Source organism: Streptomyces californicus (assembly GCF_000717645.1).
GTDB classification, from domain to species: domain Bacteria; phylum Actinomycetota; class Actinomycetes; order Streptomycetales; family Streptomycetaceae; genus Streptomyces; species Streptomyces californicus.
On the sequence record NZ_JNZZ01000011.1, the window covers coordinates 185,530 to 205,450 of the forward strand.

Genomic DNA, 19,921 nt, shown 5'->3' on the forward strand with positions numbered 1-19,921 from the left:
CGGCGCACACGGCGACCGGGCTCAGAACACGTCCGGGCACCACGGTCGCCGGCCCGTACGGAACACCGCGTCCGCCGTCGTCACCGCACCCGCCCGCAGCTCCTCCGCCCGGCCGAGGTCCGCCAGCCGCCGCACGGACTCGTCGCCCAGGTACAACGTCGCCAGCTCCTCCACGCCCAGGGCGAGATCGGCGCTCCGCGTGGTCGGGACGCACCGCGCGCCGTCCTCCGCCACCTCCAGCAGGAACCGGCCCCCGGCCAGCCCCGCCCCGTCCCGGACGTCGAGGACGAGGGAGGCGCCGACCGCGTACGTCCGGGCCTCCAGCGCACGCGGCACGTCCAGCAGGCGCAGCCACAGAAAGTCCGAACCGCCGACCAGGCGGGCCGCACGGGGGTCGGGGAGCAGCAGCGGGAGCAGGTCGTCGGGGGCGCGGTCGCCCGAACGGACCGCGGTGACCCAGTCGACCGAGCAGAGGTAGTGCCACAGGGCCCGCTCCGCCGCCGGGTTCAGCGCGATCATGTCCCGTACGGAGGCGGTGTTCTGCGGCTGGTTGCCGTCGCCCCACTTGTCGTCCGTGCCGTAGATCATCAGGCCGTCGACCTCGCCGTCGGCGGCGCGGTGCATCACGTAGAACGGTTCGGTCCAGGTCTCCTGGGGCGTGCGGGGCGCGACGCCCGTGGCCTGCCGCCACCAGCGTTCGCCCCGGCTGACCACGCCGGGGCGCCGGGCCGCCAGCGCCGCGTGCACCTCGGGGCCGGCCTTGCGGACGTCCTCGCCGTCCACCATCTCGATCCGGCCGCCGTCCGCCGGCTGTCCGGAGCGGCGCGGGTCGAGCCCGGCCCGGGGTACGGAGACCTCCCACTCGGCGGTCCAGGCCGCGGGGCCGAAGCCGTACCGCCCGTAGATCGGGTACTCGGCGGCGATCAGCGAGGCGACCGGCTCGCCGCGCTCCTTGGCCTCCGCCAGGTCCGCGGCCATCATCCGGCTGAGCAGTCCGCGGCGGCGGTGCGTGGGCGCCACGGTCACCCCGGTGATCGCGTCGGACGCCACGGTGGCCCCGCCGACCACGGTCAGCCGCTGCTCGAACGAGCGGAACGTCGCCACGCACCGCCCGCCGTCGAACACGCCCTGCACGCGGGAGAGGTCGACATCAGCGCGGCGGTCCTCGACCACCTCGTCGCTCGGCAACCCCCCGGCGGTCAGGAAGCCGGCCCGCACCGCCCTCATCCAGCCGGGGAACTCGGACGGGGCGACGGTGCGGACTTCAAGGCTCATCCCTCCACGCTAGGCGGGCTCCGCTCAGAATGTCGCGCGAATTTCCCCGACCTCGGCCGCCCCGCCGAACAGCGGCGACCGTCCGATCCGGGCGACCACCGGGGCGTCCACGCCCAGCAGCTCCAGGGCGCGGGCGAGCACCGGGCCGAGCGCGCGGGCGGAGCCGTCGTCGATCTTGAAGGCGAGGGCCCGGCCGTCGGCCAGGGCCACCGCCTGGACCGCCTCGGCGCCCATCTTGGAGAGCGTCCCCGGCACCTCGCGCATCAGCCAGGTGTCCGGGCGCCGGGTGCCCGCGACGTACTCCGGGTGGGCGCGCATCGCGTCCGCGACCCGGCGCTCGGCGCTCCCCGGCGCGGCCAGCACGAAGGACCGGAAGGCGCGCGCCAGGCCGGTCAGGCCGATCGCCATCAGCGGGGCGCCGCAGCCGTCCGTGCCGAGCGCGGCGACGGGCTCGCCCGCGGCCTCGGCGACGACCTCGCCGACGAGCCGCTGCAGCGGGTGGCCGGGGTCGAGGTAGGTGGCGGTGTCCCAGCCGTTGCGGACGCAGACGGCGAGCATGGCCGCGTGCTTGCCGGAGCAGTTCATCGTGATCCGCTCGCGTACGTTCCCGGCCGCGAGGTACGCCTCCGCCTCCACCGGGTCCAGCGGCAAGTCCGGCGGGGTCAGGAGGTCGTCGGTGCTCAGCCCGTGCTCGGCGAGCATCGTGCGCGCGAGGTCGAGGTGGAACGGCTCGCCGGAGTGGCTCGCGGCGGCCAGCGCCAGCCGCTCGCCCGAGAGGTCGAGGCCGGCCCGGAGGATCGCGGCGGCCTGCATCGGCTTGTTGGAGGAGCGGGGGAAGACCGGCGCGGCCGGGTCCCCGATGGTGTGCTCCACGGTGCCGTCGGCGGCCAGGAGGACCAGCGACCCCCGGTGGTGTCCCTCCGTGAACCCGGAGCGCACGATCTCGGCGAGGACGGGCGGTGCGGGTACGGGGGAGGTCGGTATGGCGGACGGGGCGCCGGTGGACGTCATGGGGGCCTTCCGGGGACGGGGGTGCGGGACCCGCGCCCGGAAGGATCGCTTCAGGCGAGCAGGTCGTCTACTTGTGCTTCCCCGTCACGGTACCTGCGGGCGATCTCCGCCCCGCACCCGTCGGCGGTGCGCTGGAGTTCGTGACGGCGGCGCGAGACCTGCTGCTCGTAGCGGACGAGCCGGCCCATCGCCGTGTGCAGCTCCTCGTCCGTCCGGGCGTCCAGGTCGGACAGCTCGACCTCGGCCAGGGTCTCGGCGGCCAGTCTGCGGAACTCGTCGCCGCGCGGCGTCGTCAGCGTGACGTGCCGGGCGGAGGTGCGGTGCCGGGACGGGGTGTCGGCCAGGATCTCCGGGAGCCGGCTCACCACCGCCGCGTCCTCCACCGGGGCCTCCGGGCCGTGCCGCCGGGCCAGTTCGGCGCGCAGGATGTCGATCCGGCCCTGCACCAGCCGCCGTACGTAGCTGAGATCGGCCTCGTCGCGCTGGGCGTCCCGGCGCAGCGTCCGCAGCTCCGGGAGCCGCAGCCCGCCGAAGCCCGCGTCGCCGCCGGCCTGTCCGGGCACGGTGGCGGGCGTGGACGCCGCCGCCGGCCGTGCGGGAAGCTGTCCCGGCAGACTGCGCTGTACGGGTGAGCGCAGGGTGCCGGAACCGGTGCGGGCCCCCGGTACGCCTCCGGGAGAATGTCCGGCTCCATAGGTACTCATGCTGTTCCGTCCCCTCGACCGGTGCGTCGGCACACCGACATCGTGCATGGTGCCACCCATCCCCGTGCCCCCGCTGACGTCTTGTACCCGTTCAGCCCAAGATAGGTTGGTCTGTATGCGTGCAGTGGTACAGCGAGTCGATGGCGCCGGCGTCTCCGTCGCCGGTGCGACGGACGACCCGTCGGCGCCCGGGGTCGTCGGGGAGATCGTCGGCGAGGGCCTGTGTGTGCTGGTCGGGGTGACCCATGACGACACCCCGGAGAAGGCGGCGCGGCTGGCCCGCAAGCTCTGGTCGCTCCGCGTCCTGGAGGGCGAGAAGTCCTGTTCGGATGTGAACGCCCCCCTTCTGGTGATTTCTCAGTTCACTCTCTACGGGGACGCCCGCAAGGGCCGCCGCCCCACGTGGAACGCGGCGGCGCCGGGCGAGGTCGCCGAGCCGCTGGTGGACGAGGTGGTGGCGGAGCTGCGGGCGCTGGGGGCGCACGTGGAGACGGGCCGGTTCGGGGCGGACATGCGGGTCTCGCTCACGAACCACGGCCCGTTCACGGTGATCGTCGAGGTGTAGGGCGGTACGGGGCCGGGGGCTACGGTTCGACGACCGTCTCCTGGGCGGCGGCCGTGTCCCCGGCGAGCAGCTCCGCGTCCACGGGAACGTTCCGCTTGACGAGGGCCAGGGCGATCGGGCCCAGCTCGTGGTGGCGGACCGAGGTGGTGACGAAGCCGAGCTGGCGGCCCTCCTCGCCGTCGGAGGCCAGCCGTACCGGGGTGCCGTGGCCGGGCAGGTGCACCTCGCTGCCGTCCAGGTGGAGGAAGACGAGGCGGCGCGGCGGCTTCCCCAGGTTGTGGACGCGGGCGACGGTCTCCTGCCCCCGGTAGCAGCCCTTCTGGAGGTGGACGGCGGGGCCGATCCAGCCCAGCTCGTGCGGGATGGTGCGGTGGTCGGTCTCGAAGCCGACGCGCGGCCGGTGCCCCTCGACGCGCAGCGCCTCGTACGCCAGGATCCCGGCGGCCGGGCCGTGCGCGGCGGCGAACGGCTCCAGCTCGGCGCGGGGCAGGAACACGTCCCGGCCCTGCGGGGTCTCCCGTACGGTCGCCCCGTCCGGAGCCTCCGCGATCGAGCCGGCCGGGAGGTGGACGAGGGCGGTGTCCCCGGTGCGGTCGGCGACCTCGACGCGGTAGAAGAACTTCATCGACTCCAGGTAGGCGATCAGAGCCTCCTGGCTGTCCGGCTCGACGTGCATCCACACCGTCGTCCCGTCGTCCACCAGGTACATCGCGTGCTCGATGTGCCCGTTGGCGGAGAGGATCAGGGCCTCGGTGGCCCGGTGCGGGGCGAGGTCGCTGACGTGCTGCGTGAGCAGCAGGTGCAGCCAGCTCAGCCGGTCGTCGCCGGTGACGGTGACGACGCCCCGGTGGGAGAGGTCGACGAAGCCGGTGCCGTCGGCGAGGGCGCGTTGCTCGCGGAACAGATCGCCGTAGTGCGCGGCGACACCTTCGTCGCGGCCTTCGGCGGGGACGGCGCCGGGCAGGGACAGCAGGGGGCTCTTCATGCGCCCAGCCTACGACTTGGCGGGGGCGTCCTCCCCGGCCGTCTCCGCGCCGGCGTGCGCGGTCGCCTTCTCGGCCGTCCGCGCCGCCGTGCACTCCGCGCAGCGGCCGAAGATCGCGAAGTGCTTCATGTCGGTGTCGAACCCGAAGTCGGCGCGCAGCTTGTCGGTGAAGTCGGCGACCACGGAGAGGTCCGCCTCGATGACGTCCTTGCAGTCCCGGCAGACCAGGTGGATGTGGTGGTGCCGGTCGGCCAGGTGGTAGGTGGGCGCGCCGTGGCCGAGGTGGGCGTGGCTGACCAGCCCCAGCTCCTCCAGGAGCTCCAGGGTCCGGTACACCGTGGAGATGTTCACCCCGGAGGCGGTCTTACGCACCTCGCAGAGGATGTCGTCCGGGGTCGCGTGCTCCAGGGCGTCGACGGCCTCCAGGACGAGCTGGCGCTGCGGCGTCAGCCGGTAGCCGCGCCGGCGGAGGTCGGTCTTCCAGTCGGTGGTCACCACACGCCCCAGTCTAGGGCGTGCGGCCGGGCGCCGAAGGGGCCCGAGGCTGCACGCGGAAGCCGGCCCGCCCGCCGGCCCGGCGTGGAGAACCCGCCGGGCCTACTCGAAGAATCTGGCGGGCCTACTTGAAGAAGGCGATGCCGTCGTCGGGCATGTCCTCGAGGTTGCGCGCCATCTCGGCGACCTCCTCGGGGGTGACGACCTTCTTCAGGTGCGCCGACATGTAGGGGCGCAGCTCGACCTCGGGGGTGGCCTTCTCGCCGACCCACATGAGGTCGCTGTTCACGTACCCGTAGAGCCGCTTGCCGCCGCTGTACGGGCCGGAGGCCGCCGTCCGGGCCACCGCGTCGGTGACCAGGTCGATCTGCGGCTTCTGGTCGGCCAGCTCGCCGTACCAGATCTCGATGACGCCCTGGTCGCGGGCCATGACGACCTCGACCTTGCGGTCCTTGTCGATGCGCCAGTAGCCGGTCTCGGTCTCCAGCGGCCGGACCTGCTTGCCCTCGCCGTCCAGGACCCAGGTGCGGGAGCTGTACTCCAGGAAGTCCCGGCCGTCGTGGCTGAAGGTGACTTCCTGGCCGAAGTTGCACTTCTCGGCGCCGGGGAAGTCGGACACGCCCGCGCCCGCCCAGTTGCCGAGGAGGAAGGCCAGCGGGACGAGGTCCGGGTGGAGGTCTGACGGAATCTCGATCATGGGCGCTCAGGCGATCTGTGAGGGTGCGGGGAGGTGGGGAACCGGGGCGGCGGAGGTCAGCGCTGGCCCTGGTACAGCTTCTTCACGGTGATCGCGGCGAAGGCGGTGACGCCCACGCAGACCAGGACCAGAAGGGCGGTGAAGAATGCCTCAAGCACAGGGGGCTCCTCGTGACGAGCGGGTGGCGGCGGCCACAAGGCCGGGCCCCCAGCCTAATGGGTGGGCGCCCGGCCTTCTCGTTCAGGTGGGCCCGGGGCGGGGCCGGACGCCGGGCGGGTGGACGGGCCGCTGAGCCGCTGAGCCTCCGGGCCTCCGGGCCTCCGGGCCTCCGGGCCTCCGGGCCTCCGGGCCTCCGGGCCTCCGGGCCTCCGGGCCTCCGGGCCTCCGGGCCTCCGACCCGAGGCCGCCGAGCGCTGCTCGCAGGCGTTCACCGTGGCGGCCGTGGGCGTCGCCAGCGGGGTCGAGGTCTCGCTCTGGCTGACCGGGGAGTCGTCGTGGTTCGCGCTGCCGGGCCGGGCCGCCGAGTTCGAGCTCCCGCACGCCGCCCCGCTGCCCGACCTGCTGGACTCGCTGCTGGCGGGCGGCCGGGTCACCCTGTGCACCCAGTGCGCGGCCCGGCGGGACATCACGGAGAAGGACGTGCTGGAGGGCGTACGCATCGCGGGGGCGCAGGTCTTCGTGCAGGAGGCCATGGCGGACGACGCCCAGTCGCTCGTCTACTGATACCGGCTTCCGTTCGTTGATACCGGCTTTCGCCCGGCGACGGTCTCAGCGGCGCTTCCTGCCGTCCAGCTCGTCCCACCACTCGTCGGACTTCGGATCGCCCGAGGGGTCGTCCCACCAGCGGTCGTCCGGGCCGCGCCGGTTGGCGACCATCGCGGCGACCGGCGGGATGACCATGGCGACGACGCACATGCCGATGGCCACCGGCATGGACCACAGGCGCACGACGGCCCAGGCGGACACGAAGAGGACGACGCATCCGCCCATCATCAGGAAGTAGTTCCGCCTGCGTCGGGCGTACATGCCTCCAGCGTAGGACCGCGGGCCCCGGACGGCAGCGGTGCGGAGGACGTCGCGGACAGCACGGAGGGCCGCACCCCGCGTCAGGTGGCGTCCAACCCCCTGGGGTGCGGCCCTCCGGCCGGTCCGTGTGCCGTAACGCGACGGGCGTGCCCGGGGCGCGTACGGCGTGCCGTGGATCCCGGGGGATCAGACGGCGATGGCGACCTCGGAGAGTCCGCCGGTCTGCGCGACGACCGTGCGGTCGGCGCTGCCGCCCGGCACCAGGGCGCGGAGCGTCCAGGTGCCCTCGGCGGCGTAGAACCGGAACTGACCGGTCGCGGAGGTCGGAACCTCGGCGGTGAACTCACCCGTCGAGTCCAGGAGGCGCACGTAGCCGGTGACGGGCTCGCCGTCGCGGGTCACGCTGCCCTGGATGGTGGTCTCACCGGGCTTGATCGTCGAGGCGTCGGGGCCGCCGGCCTGTGCTCCACACATGGTGTTCTGTCCTTCGGGTCGAAGCGGTGCTGGTCGGGCGGGTTACTTGGCGGGGCCGAGCTCGATCGGCACGCCGACGAGGGAGCCGTACTCGGTCCAGGAGCCGTCGTAGTTCTTGACGTTCTCCTGGCCCAGGAGCTCGTGGAGCACGAACCAGGTGAGCGCGGAACGCTCACCGATGCGGCAGTACGCGATGGTGTCCTTCGACAGGTCGACCTGCTCGGCCTCGTAGAGGGCCTTGAGCTCCTCGTCCGACTTGAAGGTGCCGTCGTCGTTGGCGTTCTTCGACCACGGGATGTTGCGGGCGCTCGGCACGTGGCCGGGGCGCTGCGACTGCTCCTGCGGGAGGTGGGCCGGGGCGAGCAGCTTGCCGCTGAACTCGTCGGGCGAGCGCACGTCGACCAGGTTCTGGTTGCCGATGGCCTTGACGACGTCGTCGCGGTAGGCGCGGATCGACTCGTCCTGCGGCTTGGCCGTGTACTGGGTGGCCGGGCGCGTGGGGACGGCGTCGGTCAGGTCGCGGGAGTCCAGCTCCCACTTCTTGCGGCCGCCGTCGAGGAGCTTCACGTTCTCGTGGCCGTACAGCTTGAAGTACCAGTAGGCGTACGAGGCGAACCAGTTGTTGTTGCCGCCGTAGAGGACGACCAGCGTGTCGTTGGCGATGCCCTTCTCGCTGAGCAGCTTCTCGAAGCCGGCCTGGTCGACGAAGTCACGGCGGACCGGGTCCTGGAGGTCCTTCGTCCAGTCGATCCGGATCGCGTTCTTGATGTGGTTCTTCTCGTACGCCGAGGTGTCCTCGTCCACCTCGACGATCGCGACCTGCGGGTCGTCGATGTGGGCCTCGACCCAGTCGGCGTCTACCAGGACGTCGCTGCGGCTCATGCTGTTCTCCTCCGGGGCAGTCTGCGGCGGGGTGGTGCGAGATGCGGAGTTGCGGGGTGCGGCTGTACGCGCGGAGGCACGGAACGCGGCGCGTACGAGGCACGGGGCCGGCCGGGTGACGGTCGGGGGCCGACGGTCGGAGGGCCGGGGAAACGGGACGGCTGCGGTGGTACGAGCGTCCCGCTCAGAGCGCGCGACAGAGCATGGCGGCGACGCGGCACAGGTCTACTGCCCGCCGCTTCGTGAGATCCGCCTGTCGCTTCATGCGTCCGATCGTAGGGAGGTACGGACGGAGATGTCACCGTCGTGTCGGATGGTGAGACGGGATCATCCGCGATGCGAGACGCGAGCGGGCCCGGGGCGGCTTCCGTCCGCTCCGGGGCTCCGGTGAGCCTTCCCCGTATCTACGGACCGGACGCGGGCGTCTCACTATCCGGATCGGGGCGTGCGCGGGGGCTGCGAGAGGGGCCGTGGGGCCGGTGGGGGGCGGGTGGTGGGTCGCTGAGCCGGTCGGGCGGTCGGCCGGCCGGGAGGTCGGCCGGTTAGCCGCTCAGCCGGTCAGCCGGTCAGCCGGTCAGGGAGACATTCGAGCCGGTCACGGTGATCTCCAGGCCCTTCTCGGTCACCTCGACCTCCTGGAGCTCCAGCCCCTTGGGCAGACCGTCGATGTCGCCCTCGAAGTCGGTCCGCTTGCGGATCAGGTCCTCGACGCCGGGAATCCCCTCGCCCGGGACCTTGTCCGCACGCACCTTGACCGTGTGGCCGTCGACGCGGGTCACGGTGGAGAGCACGCTGCGCGAGATCGGGCGGCCGAGGATCTCGACCGTGCCGGTGACCTTCGCCTTGCCCTTGCCGCCGTACTCCACGACGACGCCGTCGCTGGCCGCCGCCGTCAGGTCCTTGTAGGTGACGAGCGCGGTGCCGGTGGCGCGGGCGGCCGTGGCGGTGCGGTAGCCGGAGCCGAGCTTCACGTCGTGGAGCTGGGCCCGGACCTCGCTGACGCGCACCGCGCGACCGCCGGCGCTGGTCTCCATCCCGGTGAGTTCGAGATCGACCCGGTCCAGGCGCGACGCGGCGACCTGGGTGAGGAAGGGGAAGCCCTTGATCGAGATCTCGGTCGAGGCCGCGCCGTCCGCGCTCATCGCGACCCGGTCCTCGGCCTCCGACTCGGCGAAGTAGACCGCCGCGCGGTCCACGGCGAGGAAGAGCCCGCCGAGCAGCACCACCAGGACCAGCAGTATTCGCAGTGCGCGCATGTGTGTCGTTCCCCCACCCTGAGCCGTCGGTCCCCCTGGCGACCGTGAAGCCTACTGCGGCTGGAGTGGACGCCCCCGGGTGATCGACGTACGACGGCCCCCCGGTGGTTCCCGGGGGGCCGTCTGCGGTCGGGCGGAGCGGGCGGTGACCGAGGTGATCACCGTGGTCACCCTGATCACCGTGACCGCCGTGGTCACTGATCGCCGTGGTCGGATCAGAGCAGCGTGCGACCGAGCAGGTAGACGGCCGGGGCCGCCAGGGTCAGCGGCAGCGCGACGCCCGCCGTCATGTGCACGAACCGGGACGGGTAGTCGTAGCTCGCCACCCGCAGCCCGATCACCGCGCACGCGCCGGCCACCAGGCCGACCAGCGCGCCCTTCGTGCCGAAGTCGGTCAGCGCTCCGACCGCGAGCCCCCCGCCCGCGCCCGCGAGGAGCGCGACCGCGACGGAGACCGCACCGGGCAGCGGGAGGGCGCGGACCAGCGTGGCCGCCGCGACGGCCACCCCGCCGACCACCACCGCGTCCGAGGCCGCCGCGAGGTGTCCGCCGGCGAGCACCGCGAGGGACGCGGAGACGACCGTGGCCATCAGGCCGTACATCCGCTCGTCGGCCCCCGCGTGGCTGCGGAGCTGGAGCACGACGGTGAGCAGCACCCACACGCCCAGCGTGCCCAGCAGCGCGGCGGGGCCGTGCTCCCGGCCCGCCGCGAGCAGGACGACGTCGGCGACCAGGCCCCCGGCGAAGGCGAGGGCGATGCCCTGGCGCGCGGGCCACATGCCGTTGAGCCGGAACCAGCCGGCCGCGGTCACCGCCTGGAGCAGCACCACGGGCACGAGCAGGGCGTACGCCCCGATCGCCGCGCCGCCCGCGAGCAGCAGGCCGAGTACGGCGGTGAGCGCGGCGGGCTGGATTCCCGGCGCGATGATCGGGGAACGCCCCTCGGCGCGGGCGCGCTGGGCGTCGGTGATGCGGGCGTTGCCGAGCGTGGTGGGCGTGCTGTACCCGGTGTCGTCGGGCCCGGCCTGCGCGGCGGGCCCCTCGGACCCCGGTCCGGCCCCGGGCGCCGACGCGGAAGCGGAAGCGACCGGCGGGGCGGGGGTCACGGGCGGCGCGGGGGCGACCGGCGCGGGGGCCGGGGCCTCGGGCGGCAGCGGCATGGAGAGCGAGGCCCCCTGCGGCGGCAGATGGGCGGTGTCGGCCGCCGCAGGGGTCGCGGGAGTCGAGTACGGCTCCTGCGGGTGCGGGTGCGGGTGCTGGTGCTGGTGCTGGTGGGGCTCCGGGGACGGCGAGGGCTGCTGCCCCTGCTGGTAGTGCTGGTACTGCGGATACTGCTGCTGCCCCTGCGACTCCTGGTACGCCTGCGGCTGCTGGTACTGGAGATGCGGCTGCGGCCCGTGTCCCTGCCCCGGCCCCTGGAAGTGCGCCTGCGACTCCGGTGCCCCGTACGTGCCGGGCTGCGGAGCCCCGTACGAGCCGGTCTCCGGCGCCCCGTACGTGCCGGGCTGCGGGGCTCCGTACGGGCCGGGTCGGGGTGCCGCGTGCCCCTCCGGCTGCGGCGGGGCGCTGTCCCGGCGGATCGTCGGCTGGTACTGCGTGTCCCAGGTCGGCGCCTGCCACGTCTGCGTCGCGCCCTCATCGAACCCGCCGGGCTCCCCGTGCGCCGAGGGCTGCCCGGCCGAGGTCCCGTCGGGCCAGTGCGGGGACGCGGGCGGTTCGGGGGCGTACGGCCGGTGCTCCGCGTCGTACGGACCCGGCCGCGCGTCGGAGCCGTACGGCTGCGCCTGCCGACCGGGTTCGTGCGGCTGCGGCCGGGGCTCGTACGGATACGGGTACTGCTGATCGCTGCTGCTGCTCATGGCCTGCGGTTCACCCTCCTGCGAACGGCGGGAGCACCTCGACCGTGCCGCCCTCGGCAAGGCGTACGGTCTCATGCCCGCGCGTCCCCACGGGATTCCCGTCGATGAGGAACGAGCACCGCCGGAGCACCTGGCTCAGCTCGCCCGGGTGCCGTTCGCGCACCGCGTCGAGCGCCTCGGCGAGGGTCGCCGCCGCGTACGGTTCCTCCGCGGTGCCCGCGGCGGCCTTGGCCGCAGCCCAGTAGCGGATCGTCCCCGCTGCCATGGCGCCACTCCTTCGGTCGGTTCGTCCGACGCGCTTGTGCGTCAGCTCTCCATGATGGGTCACGCCGTCGTCCCGTCCGTCGCCCAGGCGGCGATGCGGTCCAGCAGGGCGTCGTCCGCCGCGTTCTCCGCGTGCCCCATCCCCCGCTCCACCCACAGCTCGGCGCCGTCCGGACCGGCCGCCTCCGCCAGCATCCGCGGGTGGTCCAGCGGGAAGTAGAGGTCCCGGTCGCCGTGGACGAGGAGCAGCGGGGCCGGGGCGATGCGCGGGACGGCGGCGACCGGCGGGAGCGGGACGGGGTCCCAGTCCTCGGTGGCGATCCGGGTCCGGAACCCGTACCGCCCGACGAAGCGGCCCGAGGGCCGGGTCACCACCCAGTGCAGCCGGCGCATCGGGGCCGTACCCCGGTAGTACCAGCGCGCCGGGGCGCTGACGGACACCACGGCGTCCGCGTGCGCCCCCGCATCCGCGTACGCGCCCGGATCAGCCGAATCCGTACCCGGCCGCGCGCCCGCGTGCGCCGGGGCGTCGTACAGGGCCCCGTGCCGGAGCACCACCGAGCCGCCCATGGAGAACCCGACCGTCACCACCCGCCGGTGCCCCAGCTCCCGCGCCCAGGCCACCGCCGCCGCCAGGTCCAGGACCTCGCGGTCGCCCACGGTGGAGCGCCCGCCGGAGCGCCCGTGGCCCCGGAACGAGAACGTGACCACGGCCGCGTGCCGGGCGAACACCCGCGCCGCCCGGCGTACGGCCGGGCGGTCGACCGCCCCGGTGAACCCGTGTGCGACCACGATCGCCGTGGTGTCGGCGGGGCCCGGTGCGGAGCCCTCCGCCGTGGTGTCGGCGGGGGCCGCGCCACGGGACCCGGAACGTCGCGTACACGGCTCGTACACCGCCTCGACCGGCACGCCGTCATCCGTCAGCAATGTCACGCATTGCGGGGGTGGCGTGAGCAAGGAAACAGAGGAACGGCGGATTCGCCCCTCGGACGCGGAACTCATGTGGGCTATTCTGCTGCGATGAGGACCTGGGCAATGCAGCCCCCGGGTCCTTTTGTGCTTTACCGGCGTTGTTACGGCGACGTTTCCACAACCTCAGCGGTTCCGGGGCGCGGAAGATCACCGGGAATGACGCCAGGACGTTCGACGCGGAATGTCCGAAGCTTGACGCAGGACCGCGGGACGGCAGGACAGCAGGACCGCGCGATGCAGGACGCAGGACGTACGAAGCAGTGCCGCATACTCCCCCGGGCCGGGCCCGGGAGTGCCCCTCTCGCAGGGAACGAGGAGGACCGACGTAATGGGCGAGCGAACCGTGCAACACGATCGACCGAGCCAGGCAGGTGGGCGGCGATGAGTTCACTGCTGCTTCTGACCAACGCACTCCAGCCGTCGACGGAGGTGCTCCCCGCCCTCGGACTTCTGCTCCACAGCGTGCGGGTCGCCCCCGCCGAGGGCCCGGCCCTGGTGAACACCCCGGGCGCCGACGTGATCCTCGTGGACGGGCGCCGCGACCTTCCGCAGGTCCGCTCCCTCTGCCAGCTGCTGCGGTCCACGGGCCCCGGCTGTCCGCTGATCCTCGTCGTCACCGAGGGCGGTCTCGCGGCCGTCACCGCCGACTGGGGCGTCGACGACGTCCTGCTGGACACGGCGGGCCCGGCCGAGGTCGAGGCGCGGCTGCGCCTGGCGATGGGCCGCCGGCAGATCACGTCCGACGACTCCCCGATGGAGATCCGCAACGGTGATCTCTCCGTCGACGAGGCGACGTACAGCGCGAAACTCAAGGGCCGGGTCCTGGACCTGACCTTCAAGGAATTCGAACTGCTGAAATACCTCGCCCAGCACCCGGGCCGGGTATTCACCCGCGCCCAGCTCCTCCAGGAGGTCTGGGGCTACGACTACTTCGGCGGTACGCGAACGGTCGACGTCCACGTACGGCGGCTGCGGGCCAAGCTCGGCCCCGAGCACGAGTCGCTGATCGGCACCGTGCGCAACGTCGGCTACCGCTTCGTCACCCCGGAGAAGCCGGAGAAGTCCGAGCGGCTGGCGGAGGAGGCGAAGGAGCGGGCCGCCGCCCGCCGGGAGGCCGCCGGGCCCGCCTCGCGGACCACCCCTCCGGCCCCCTCCCCGACCCCTTCCACGACCGTCGCCCGTTCGGAGCAGTCCTCTTCGGCCACGGCGGCGGAAGAAGCCCCGGTGGAGACTGCCAAGAGGTAGTTCCATCCGCGTAGACTGCCGCGCGTGGCCAAGGTGACGCGGGACGATGTGGCGAGACTGGCGGGGACGTCGACCGCGGTCGTCAGCTACGTCATCAACAACGGACCCCGGCCGGTCGCCCCGGCCACGCGTGAGCGGGTGCTCGCCGCGATCAAGCAGCTGGGCTACCGGCCCGACCGGGTCGCCCAGGCCATGGCCTCGCGCCGCACGGACCTCATAGGCATGATCGTGCCGGACGCCCGGCAGCCGTTCTTCGCGGAGATGGCGCACGCGGTCGAACAGGCCGCCGCCGAGCGCGGGAAGATGGTCCTCGTCGGCAACTCCGACTACCGGGACGAGCGCGAGGTCCACTACCTGCGGGCCTTCCTCGGGATGCGCGTCTCCGGGCTGATCCTGGTCAGCCAGGGTCCCAGCGAGCGCGCCGCCGCCGAGATCGAGGCGTGGGACGCCCGGGTCGTCCTGCTGCACGAGCGCCCCGAGGCCATCGACGACGTCGCCGTCGTCACCGACGACGTGGGCGGCGCCCAGCTCGCCACCCGCCACCTGCTGGAGCACGGCCACGCGTACGTGGCCTGCCTCGGCGGTACGGAGGAGACCCCCTCGGTCGGCGACCCGGTCGCCGACCACGTCGAGGGCTGGCGGCGGGCGATGCAGGAGTCGGGCCGCTCCACGGAGGGCCGGCTGTTCCAGGCCCCGTACAACCGCTACGACGCCTACCAGGTGGCGCTCGGCCTGCTGTCCGGACCCGACCGGCCGCCGGCGATCTTCTGCGCCACGGACGACCAGGCGTTCGGCGTGCTGCGGGCCGCCCGTGAGCTGCGGATCGACGTGCCGGGCGAGCTGGCGGTGGCCGGCTTCGACAACGTCAAGGAGGCGGGTCTCACCGACCCGCCGCTGACCACCGTCCACTCCGACCGGCCCGCGATGGCCCGCGCGGCGGTGGACCTGGTGCTGGACGACGCGCTGCGGGTCTCCGGGTCGCGGCGGGAGCGGCTGAAGCAGTTCCCGTCCGCGCTGGTGGTCCGCCGCTCCTGCGGCTGCGGGGAGCCCTCGGGCCCGGTGCTCTGACACCGGGGCACCAGTTCCTCTGGCACCGGGACACCGGGCTCTCCCGTACCGGGGCTCCCCGGCACCCGGTTCTCCGACCCCGGCGGATGTCCTCCGACCCCGGCCGGGTCGCGCCGCTTCCCCCGGACCGGGGCGCCGGGGCCGCCGGGTCTTTACAGCGGGCATACGCGGTTCTACCGGGCTTCTCAGGACGTACTCAGCTCTCTCTCATCTTCGCCGCCCAGCCTGGTGGACATGACGGAGAACCTTCGCCCGAGCGGCGCGCACTCGACGGACCAGGACCCGACCTCGTACCCGTACGCCTCCCCGTCGCACCCGTACGGCGGGGCGGCGCACAGCGGCACGGCGCACGACGGCACCGCGTACGCCGGTACGACCGGGGGCTACCCGCCTCCGCCCCCGTACGCCCCCACCACCCGGCGCAAGGCCAAGCGGCCCGTCGCGCTGCTGGCCGCGGTGGCGATCGCGGCGGGCGTGATCGGCGGGGGGACCGCGACCCTCGTCGGGCAGCTGAACGGGCAGGACTCCGCCGCCACCGGCTCCAGCGGCGTGGTCAACGGCACCACCGTCTCGCAGAGCAGCAAGGGCACCGTCGCGGGCGTCGCGGAGGCGGTCTCGCCCGCGATCGTGGAGATCGGGGCGGCCTCATCGGCGGGCAGGTCGACCGGCTCGGGCGTGGTGATCACCGAGGACGGCGAGATCGTCACCAACAACCACGTCATCTCGGGCGCGCAGCAGATCCAGGTGACCCTTTCGACCGGCAAGACGTACACCGCCGACGTGGTGGGCACCGACCCCGACAAGGACCTCGCGCTCATCAAGCTGCGCGGCGCGAGCGGGCTGAAGACGGCGGCGCTCGGCGACTCCTCGCAGGTCAAGGTCGGTGACCAGGTCGTGGCGATCGGCTCGCCCGAGGGGCTGACCGGCACCGTCACCAGCGGCATCGTCTCCGCGCTCGACCGGGACGTCACGGTCGCCAAGGACGACTCCGGCAGCTCCGGCGGCTCCGGCCAGGGCCAGGGCGGTCAGGGCGGCGGCAGCGGGCAGTGGCCGTTCGAGTTCGGCGGGCAGCAGTTCAACGGTGACACGGGCGAGCAGACCACCACGTACAAGGCGCTCCAGACCGACGCCTCGCTCAACCCGGGCAACTCCGGTGGCGCACTCATCAACATGGACGGCGAGATCATCGGCATCAACTCCGCGATGTACGCACCCAGTTCGGCCGCCGCCGGCAGCGGCTCCTCTGCGGGCAGCGTGGGGCTCGGCTTCGCGATCCCGGTGAACACGCTCAAGGCCGACCTGGACACCCTGCGCGCGGGCGACGGTTCCTGATCCCGCCCGGGCCCCCGGCCGTGCAAGGCTGGGACGGCCCCCGCAGTCCGGGTCGACACGAGAAGAGGACCACGAGCGATGAGCCCCGCCGAAGACGATCCCCAGCGCATCCTGATCGTCGACGACGAGCCGGCCGTACGCGAGGCACTGCAACGCAGCCTCGCCTTCGAGGGATACGGGACGCAGGTCGCGGCCGACGGGTACGACGCCCTGGCGATGGCCGAGGCGTACGCCCCCGACCTCATCGTGCTGGACATCCAGATGCCCCGCATGGACGGCCTCACCGCCGCCCGCCGCATCCGGGCCACCGGTTCCACCACCCCCATCCTGATGCTGACCGCCCGGGACACGGTCGGGGACCGGGTCACCGGTCTGGACGCCGGGGCGGACGACTACCTGGTCAAGCCGTTCGAGCTGGACGAGCTGTTCGCCCGCATCCGGGCCCTGCTGCGCCGCAGCTCGTACGCGGCGTCCGCCGCGGCGGGCACGGACGCCCCGGACGACGACGTCCTCTCCTTCGCCGATCTGCGGATGGACCTGGCGACCCGCGAGGTCACCCGGGGCGGGCGGCGGGTGGAGCTGACGCGCACCGAGTTCACCCTGCTGGAGCTGTTCCTCTCCCATCCGCGCCAGGTACTGACCCGCGAGCAGATCCTCAAGGCGGTGTGGGGCTTCGACTTCGAGCCGAGCTCCAACTCCCTGGACGTGTACGTGATGTACCTGCGCCGCAAGACGGAGGCGGGCGGCGAGCCGCGCCTCGTGCAGACCGTGCGCGGGGTGGGCTACGCGCTGCGTACGGACGGGAGCGGCGAGGCGTGAGTTCGGCACACCCCGGCGGGGACCCGGCGCGGCGGCCGTCGGACCCGCCGCAGCACCGGCCTGCCGATCCCGGTCCCGGGCCGGCACCGGGACCGGTCCCCGCGTCCGGTCAGGCTCCCGATCCCTGGCCCGCGTCGGGGCCGGGCCCCACGTCCGGCCAGGCTCCCGCATCCGGGACGGGCTCCACGTCCGGTCAGGCACCCGCTTCCGGTCAGGCACCCGCTTCCGGACCGGCTCCCGCCCGGAGGGGGCTCGTCCGCCGGTTCCGGGCGCTGCCGTTGCGGTCCCGGCTGGCGCTGCTGGTGGCGACGGCGGTCGCGGTGGCGGTCGCGGCGGTGGCGGTGGCGTGCTGGTTCGTGACCCGGGAGCAGTTGGAGGACCAGCTCGACGACTCGCTGCGCAACGCCAAGATGGACAACGCGGCCCTGCGCGACCTGCTGTCCTCGTGCCTGAGCGGCGGCCAGCTGCCCGCCCAGGAGTTCCCCGGCCAGTACACCGTGCAGATCGTCGCGGCCAACGGCGACTACTGCACGGCCCCGAACACCACGCCCGTCCCGGCCCGGCCGAGCGACGTCGCCGTGGCGGCGGGGCGGCGGGCCGACGCCCTGCACACGACGGAGAACGACGCGGGGAAGGAGATGCGGGTCTACACCCGCAAGCTGCCGCCGGTGGTCGGCTCCGGCCAGGCCAACGACGACCTCGCGGTCTCGGTGGCCCGCCCGCTCGGCGAGATCGACGCGCCGCTGTCCACGCTCGCCTGGGTGCTGGCCCTCGTCGGCGGCATCGGTGTCCTCGGCGCGGGCGCGGCCGGGCTGTGGGTGGCGCGGGCGGGGCTGCGGCCGGTGGACGAGCTGACCGAGGCGGTCGAGCACGTGGCGCGCACCGAGGACCTGACCGTGCGCATCCCGGTGGACGGCGAGGACGAGATCGCCCGCCTCTCGCACTCGTTCAACTCGATGGCCGCCCAGCTCGCTTCCTCGCGCGACCGGCAGGCCCAGCTGATCGCGGACGCGGGCCACGAGCTGCGCACCCCGCTGACCTCGCTGCGGACGAACGTGGAGCTGCTGGCGCGCAGCGACGACACGGGCCGGCAGATCCCGGCGGAGGACCGCAAGGCGCTGATGGCGTCGGTGAAGGCTCAGATGACGGAGCTGGCCGCGCTGATCGGGGACCTCCAGGAACTGGCCCGCCCGGACGCCGCCCAGCCGGGCCCGCTCCAGGTGGTGGCCCTGCACGAGATCACCCGCACCGCCCTGCGCCGCGCCCGCCTGCGCGGCCCGGAGCTGACGATCACGGAGGACCTGGCCCCCTGGTACGTACGGGCGGAACCGGCGGCCCTGGAGCGGGCGATCGTCAACGTCCTGGACAACGCGGTGAAGTTCAGCCCGCCGCGCGCCGCGATCGACGTGACGCTGCACCGGGGCGAGCTGACCGTACGGGACCGGGGCCCCGGCATCCCCGCCGAGGAACTCCCGCACGTCTTCGAACGCTTCTGGCGCTCCCCGTCGGCCCGCCAACTCCCCGGCTCCGGCCTCGGCCTGTCCATCGTGGCCCGCACGGTGCACCAGGCGGGCGGCACGATCGCCCTCCGCCGGCCCCCGGACGACGGACCGGGCACGGTGGCCACCCTCACCCTGCCGGGAGCGCCGACACCGCCGCCGGGGGGATGAGCACGGGGCCACGCCCCGCCGTCCGACGGCTCCGCGGCCCCGCCGGAGGCCGACCTCCCTCACCCCGCCGGGTTGTGCCGGATCAGTGACTCCACCAGGCCGCCCCGCTGGTTCGGGTAGTCCAGCGGGACGATGCCGAGGCCCGTCCAGCCGGACGTCTCGGCGCGTTCCAGGAACGCGTGCACCTGCGGGTTGAGGCGGTCGGCGTTCCAGCGGGGCGGCATCAGGGCGGCCGTGGAGACGTAGTTCATGTAGAACTTGCCCGGCTGCGCGGCCGCCTTGCGGAACTGGGCTTCGATCTTGGGGTACTTGGCGAACGGCTCCGCCATGTAGTCGTCCTGGATGTCGAAGAGCGCCGCGTCTCCGTACCGCACGCCCGGCAGGCCGCCGTTGTCCGCCAGCAGCACCACCTTGCCCCGGGCCGCGCCGAGGTCGGGCAGGGTGGAGTCGAGGCGGAAGAGTGAGCGCCAGCCCCGCCGGTCCAGGTAGTCGTCGAAGACCGACCGGAACGCGGCGTCGCTCTCGGAGGAGTACTCCTGCTTGACCCGCATCAGCACGGTCTCGGTCGGGCGCGTGGCGAGGAAGTCCCGGCAGGCGACGAGGACATCGCCGAACATCAGGTTCTGGAACGACGCCCCGTGGTGGATCGCGAACGACCCGTCGATCAGCCGGCACCGCACGTCGAGGAAGCGGATGCCACTCGTCAACTGCTGCGCGATCGTGGTGTTCTGGCACTCCGACCAGGGCCCGCCGAACCGCGCCCCCGAGTCGTGCGTACCCGGGATCGTCAAGCGCTGGAGCGCCGTACGGTCGGGCAGCGCGGCCATCCAGTCCTGCGTACCGCGAACCGCCCGCCGCCCTTCCCGCGTGGCGGCGACGGCGGGCGCCGCACCGACGACCGCGGTGGCGGACACAGCGAGAGCACCGGCCAGGAAGCCCCTGCGGGAGGGCCGGAGCGGCGATACGGGCGTACGCGCGGGGATGGGCATGCGGGTGCCTCCAAGGAGCATGGGGGAGCCTGGATCGACCGGTCCGAGCGCCCCGATTCTGTCGCGTGCACGTCATACAGAAAAGGGGGCGCGGTGGACCGATCCCGTACCGACCGCGCGCCCAGAAGCCGCCGCTTGCACGCCCTTTGGGATCGCCGCCGAGCAGATTGGGGGCAACTCCGGTCAGGACGCTGGAAGTCGGGCAGGCGGACGCCCTCGCGACAGCAGACGACGAAGCAACAAGCAGGTTCTCGCTACCCAGTTGACCGCGATCCATGATGACCGGCGACGGACCATCACCTGATGGTCACTTCACGCAGGCGGTGTTCACAA

General features: G+C 73.4%; 21 protein-coding genes and 1 pseudogene. 7 read left to right on the forward strand and 15 right to left on the reverse strand.

Annotation, left to right across the window (positions count from 1 at the left end):
- Window positions 1–21: 21 nt before the first annotated feature.
- Genes IF19_RS0116635 through IF19_RS0116645 form a run of 3 tightly spaced genes read right to left on the reverse strand, consistent with a single transcriptional unit; the run spans window position 22 to window position 2,990 of the window.
- Complete coding sequence (locus tag IF19_RS0116635) at window positions 22–1,275, reverse strand: GNAT family N-acetyltransferase (protein ID WP_030119031.1); 1,254 nt, start codon at window positions 1,273–1,275, stop codon at window positions 22–24.
- Between the two features lie 24 nt (window positions 1,276–1,299).
- Window positions 1,300–2,286, reverse strand: a complete 987-nt coding sequence (locus IF19_RS0116640) for an asparaginase (protein WP_030277786.1) — start codon at window positions 2,284–2,286, stop codon at window positions 1,300–1,302.
- 50 nt (window positions 2,287–2,336) lie between these two features.
- Window positions 2,337–2,990 (reverse strand): RsiG family protein, encoded by a 654-nt coding sequence (locus IF19_RS0116645; protein WP_202479640.1) that lies wholly within the window; start codon window positions 2,988–2,990, stop codon window positions 2,337–2,339.
- A 115-nt stretch (window positions 2,991–3,105) separates the two neighbouring features.
- Between IF19_RS0116645 and dtd the strand changes: the two genes are divergently transcribed.
- Entirely contained in the window at window positions 3,106–3,555 is a 450-nt protein-coding gene (gene dtd / locus IF19_RS0116650; RefSeq protein WP_030119035.1) for a D-aminoacyl-tRNA deacylase, read from the forward strand.
- Between the two features lie 19 nt (window positions 3,556–3,574).
- Here dtd and ygfZ read toward each other — a convergent pair whose 3' ends face one another.
- The 3 genes from ygfZ to IF19_RS0116665 form a co-directional block, all read right to left on the reverse strand.
- Window positions 3,575–4,540 (reverse strand): CAF17-like 4Fe-4S cluster assembly/insertion protein YgfZ, encoded by a 966-nt coding sequence (gene ygfZ, locus IF19_RS0116655; RefSeq protein WP_030119036.1) that lies wholly within the window; start codon window positions 4,538–4,540, stop codon window positions 3,575–3,577.
- A 9-nt stretch (window positions 4,541–4,549) separates the two neighbouring features.
- Window positions 4,550–5,038, reverse strand: coding sequence for a Fur family transcriptional regulator (locus IF19_RS0116660; protein ID WP_030119037.1), 489 nt, complete (start codon window positions 5,036–5,038; stop codon window positions 4,550–4,552).
- A 121-nt stretch (window positions 5,039–5,159) separates the two neighbouring features.
- Entirely contained in the window at window positions 5,160–5,732 is a 573-nt protein-coding gene (locus IF19_RS0116665; RefSeq protein ID WP_030119038.1) for a heme-binding beta-barrel domain-containing protein, read from the reverse strand.
- A 399-nt stretch (window positions 5,733–6,131) separates the two neighbouring features.
- On the opposite strand from IF19_RS0116665, the pseudogene IF19_RS0116675 reads away from it, so the two are divergent.
- Window positions 6,132–6,455: pseudogene (locus tag IF19_RS0116675) on the forward strand (DsrE family protein); the annotation flags it as partial.
- Between the two features lie 45 nt (window positions 6,456–6,500).
- Here IF19_RS0116675 and IF19_RS0116680 read toward each other — a convergent pair.
- From IF19_RS0116680 to IF19_RS0116710, 8 genes are all read right to left on the reverse strand, one after another.
- Entirely contained in the window at window positions 6,501–6,758 is a 258-nt protein-coding gene (locus tag IF19_RS0116680) for a DUF3099 domain-containing protein (protein ID WP_030119040.1), read from the reverse strand.
- A gap of 186 nt (window positions 6,759–6,944) precedes the next feature.
- A complete protein-coding gene (locus IF19_RS0116685; protein WP_003968135.1) occupies window positions 6,945–7,232 on the reverse strand; it encodes a DUF1416 domain-containing protein in 288 nt (95 codons plus the stop codon).
- 42 nt (window positions 7,233–7,274) lie between these two features.
- Window positions 7,275–8,114: a sulfurtransferase gene (locus IF19_RS0116690; RefSeq protein WP_030119041.1), complete on the reverse strand. Its 840-nt coding sequence runs from the start codon at window positions 8,112–8,114 to the stop codon at window positions 7,275–7,277.
- A 184-nt stretch (window positions 8,115–8,298) separates the two neighbouring features.
- Entirely contained in the window at window positions 8,299–8,379 is an 81-nt protein-coding gene (locus IF19_RS1000000138930; RefSeq protein WP_350797220.1) for a putative leader peptide, read from the reverse strand.
- Window positions 8,380–8,680: 301 nt separating this feature from the next.
- On the reverse strand, window positions 8,681–9,370 hold the full coding sequence (locus IF19_RS0116695) for an LmeA family phospholipid-binding protein (protein ID WP_030119042.1): 690 nt from the start codon (window positions 9,368–9,370) through the stop codon (window positions 8,681–8,683).
- 215 nt (window positions 9,371–9,585) lie between these two features.
- Entirely contained in the window at window positions 9,586–11,229 is a 1,644-nt protein-coding gene (locus IF19_RS0116700; RefSeq protein ID WP_030119043.1) for a hypothetical protein, read from the reverse strand.
- A gap of 10 nt (window positions 11,230–11,239) precedes the next feature.
- On the reverse strand, window positions 11,240–11,494 hold the full coding sequence (locus IF19_RS0116705) for a MoaD/ThiS family protein (RefSeq protein WP_030119044.1): 255 nt from the start codon (window positions 11,492–11,494) through the stop codon (window positions 11,240–11,242).
- A gap of 59 nt (window positions 11,495–11,553) precedes the next feature.
- Complete coding sequence (locus tag IF19_RS0116710) at window positions 11,554–12,420, reverse strand: alpha/beta hydrolase (RefSeq protein ID WP_032748512.1); 867 nt, start codon at window positions 12,418–12,420, stop codon at window positions 11,554–11,556.
- Between the two features lie 426 nt (window positions 12,421–12,846).
- Here IF19_RS0116710 and IF19_RS0116715 point away from each other — a divergent pair, with 426 nt between their 5' ends.
- The 5 genes from IF19_RS0116715 to IF19_RS0116735 all read left to right on the forward strand — a co-directional run bounded on the left by IF19_RS0116715 (window position 12,847) and on the right by IF19_RS0116735 (window position 18,599).
- Window positions 12,847–13,710, forward strand: coding sequence for a response regulator transcription factor (locus tag IF19_RS0116715; RefSeq protein WP_030277776.1), 864 nt, complete (start codon window positions 12,847–12,849; stop codon window positions 13,708–13,710).
- Window positions 13,711–13,734: 24 nt separating this feature from the next.
- Entirely contained in the window at window positions 13,735–14,778 is a 1,044-nt protein-coding gene (locus IF19_RS0116720) for a LacI family DNA-binding transcriptional regulator (protein ID WP_030119047.1), read from the forward strand.
- A 234-nt stretch (window positions 14,779–15,012) separates the two neighbouring features.
- The gene (locus IF19_RS0116725; protein WP_030119048.1) at window positions 15,013–16,110 is read left to right on the forward strand and encodes a S1C family serine protease; all 1,098 of its coding nucleotides are present in this window, start codon (window positions 15,013–15,015) and stop codon (window positions 16,108–16,110) included.
- 78 nt (window positions 16,111–16,188) lie between these two features.
- A complete protein-coding gene (locus IF19_RS0116730; protein WP_030119049.1) occupies window positions 16,189–16,929 on the forward strand; it encodes a response regulator transcription factor in 741 nt (246 codons plus the stop codon).
- Window positions 16,930–17,201: 272 nt separating this feature from the next.
- Window positions 17,202–18,599 (forward strand): HAMP domain-containing sensor histidine kinase, encoded by a 1,398-nt coding sequence (locus IF19_RS0116735; RefSeq protein ID WP_030194464.1) that lies wholly within the window; start codon window positions 17,202–17,204, stop codon window positions 18,597–18,599.
- Between the two features lie 59 nt (window positions 18,600–18,658).
- Here the strand turns inward: IF19_RS0116735 and IF19_RS0116740 are convergent, their stop codons facing one another.
- Window positions 18,659–19,588: a phosphatidylinositol-specific phospholipase C gene (locus tag IF19_RS0116740; RefSeq protein ID WP_030119051.1), complete on the reverse strand. Its 930-nt coding sequence runs from the start codon at window positions 19,586–19,588 to the stop codon at window positions 18,659–18,661.
- Window positions 19,589–19,921 lie beyond the last annotated feature (333 nt).

Excerpts from the sequence above, each read along its gene's own strand:
- IF19_RS0116680 (WP_030119040.1), bottom strand. The coding sequence starts at position 6,758 with ATGTACGCCCGACGCAGGCGGAACTACTTCCTGATGATGGGCGGATGC.
- IF19_RS0116725 (WP_030119048.1), top strand. The coding sequence starts at position 15,013 with ATGACGGAGAACCTTCGCCCGAGCGGCGCGCACTCGACGGACCAGGAC.
- ygfZ (WP_030119036.1), bottom strand. The coding sequence starts at position 4,540 with ATGAAGAGCCCCCTGCTGTCCCTGCCCGGCGCCGTCCCCGCCGAAGGC.
- IF19_RS1000000138930 (WP_350797220.1), bottom strand. The coding sequence starts at position 8,379 with ATGAAGCGACAGGCGGATCTCACGAAGCGGCGGGCAGTAGACCTGTGC.
- IF19_RS0116695 (WP_030119042.1), bottom strand. The coding sequence starts at position 9,370 with ATGCGCGCACTGCGAATACTGCTGGTCCTGGTGGTGCTGCTCGGCGGG.
- IF19_RS0116705 (WP_030119044.1), bottom strand. The coding sequence starts at position 11,494 with ATGGCAGCGGGGACGATCCGCTACTGGGCTGCGGCCAAGGCCGCCGCG.
- IF19_RS0116665 (WP_030119038.1), bottom strand. The coding sequence starts at position 5,732 with ATGATCGAGATTCCGTCAGACCTCCACCCGGACCTCGTCCCGCTGGCC.
- IF19_RS0116700 (WP_030119043.1), bottom strand. The coding sequence starts at position 11,229 with ATGAGCAGCAGCAGCGATCAGCAGTACCCGTATCCGTACGAGCCCCGG.
- IF19_RS0116715 (WP_030277776.1), top strand. The coding sequence starts at position 12,847 with ATGAGTTCACTGCTGCTTCTGACCAACGCACTCCAGCCGTCGACGGAG.
- IF19_RS0116640 (WP_030277786.1), bottom strand. The coding sequence starts at position 2,286 with ATGACGTCCACCGGCGCCCCGTCCGCCATACCGACCTCCCCCGTACCC.
- IF19_RS0116635 (WP_030119031.1), bottom strand. The coding sequence starts at position 1,275 with ATGAGCCTTGAAGTCCGCACCGTCGCCCCGTCCGAGTTCCCCGGCTGG.
- dtd (WP_030119035.1), top strand. The coding sequence starts at position 3,106 with ATGCGTGCAGTGGTACAGCGAGTCGATGGCGCCGGCGTCTCCGTCGCC.
- IF19_RS0116685 (WP_003968135.1), bottom strand. The coding sequence starts at position 7,232 with ATGTGTGGAGCACAGGCCGGCGGCCCCGACGCCTCGACGATCAAGCCC.
- IF19_RS0116740 (WP_030119051.1), bottom strand. The coding sequence starts at position 19,588 with ATGCCCATCCCCGCGCGTACGCCCGTATCGCCGCTCCGGCCCTCCCGC.
- IF19_RS0116730 (WP_030119049.1), top strand. The coding sequence starts at position 16,189 with ATGAGCCCCGCCGAAGACGATCCCCAGCGCATCCTGATCGTCGACGAC.
- IF19_RS0116690 (WP_030119041.1), bottom strand. The coding sequence starts at position 8,114 with ATGAGCCGCAGCGACGTCCTGGTAGACGCCGACTGGGTCGAGGCCCAC.
- IF19_RS0116645 (WP_202479640.1), bottom strand. The coding sequence starts at position 2,990 with ATGAGTACCTATGGAGCCGGACATTCTCCCGGAGGCGTACCGGGGGCC.